This window comes from Amycolatopsis thailandensis, from assembly GCF_002234405.1.
GTDB classification, from domain to species: domain Bacteria; phylum Actinomycetota; class Actinomycetes; order Mycobacteriales; family Pseudonocardiaceae; genus Amycolatopsis; species Amycolatopsis thailandensis.
Genome location: NZ_NMQT01000247.1, coordinates 1 through 1056, shown reverse-complemented (window position 1 = coordinate 1056; position 1056 = coordinate 1). Strand labels below are relative to the sequence as shown.

The following is a 1056-nucleotide window of genomic DNA, read 5'->3' as shown; positions in this document are numbered from 1 at the left end:
GTCTCGACGATGGCGTGCTCGGGCACGGTCTTGATGACCTCGCCCTTGACGAAGATCTGGCCCTTGCCGTTGCCGGAGGCGACGCCGAGGTCGGCCTCGCGTGCTTCGCCGGGGCCGTTGACGACGCAGCCCATGACCGCGACGCGCAGCGGGACCTCCATGCCCTCCAGGCCGGCGGTGACCTGCTCGGCGAGCGTGTAGACGTCCACCTGCGCGCGGCCGCATGAGGGGCAGGAGACGATTTCGAGCTTGCGCTCCTTGAGGTTCAGCGATTGCAGGATCTGGATCCCGACCTTGACCTCTTCCACCGGTGGCGCCGACAGCGACACGCGGATGGTGTCGCCGATGCCCTGGCGCAGCAGCGCGCCGAAGGCCACGGCCGATTTGATGGTGCCCTGGAACGCCGGGCCGGCTTCGGTGACCCCGAGGTGCAGCGGGTAGTCGCACTGCTCGGCGAGGATCTCGTACGCGCGCACCATGACCACCGGGTCGTTGTGCTTCACGGAGATCTTGACGTCGTGGAAGTCGTGCTCGGCGAACAGCGACGCCTCCCACAGCGCCGACTCGGCCAGCGCCTCCGGGGTGGCTTTGCCGTACTTGTCCATGATCCGCTTGTCCAGCGAGCCCGCGTTGACGCCGATCCGGATCGGGGTGCCGTGGTCCTTCGCCGCGCGGGCGATCTCCTTGACCTGATCGTCGAACTTGCGGATGTTGCCCGGGTTCACCCGGACCGCCGCGCACCCGGCTTCGATCGCGGCGAAGACGTACTTCGGCTGGAAGTGGATGTCGGCGATCACCGGGATCTGCGACTTCCTCGCGATCGCGGGCAGCGCCTCGGCGTCGTCCGCCGACGGGCACGCGACGCGCACGATGTCACAGCCCGCAGCCGTCAGCTCGGCGATCTGCTGCAGGGTGGCGTTGACGTCCGAGGTGAGCGTGGTGGTCATCGACTGCACCGAGATCGGGTGCTCGCTAGATCGGAAGAGCGGCGTGTAGGGAGAGCGTGGAGCTCTCGGCGGTCGACCTAGTCTCAAAAATAACCACCGTAACTCCACA

1 protein-coding gene is annotated in these 1056 nt (G+C 67.3%); it reads right to left on the bottom strand.

Translation table 11 applies throughout. From position 1 onward, the window contains the following. Nucleotides 1–947: flavodoxin-dependent (E)-4-hydroxy-3-methylbut-2-enyl-diphosphate synthase (ispG, locus tag CFP71_RS42010; RefSeq protein WP_093939419.1), on the bottom strand; the 947-nt coding region annotated here is incomplete at its 3' end. Nucleotides 948–1056: the final 109 nt, after the last annotated feature.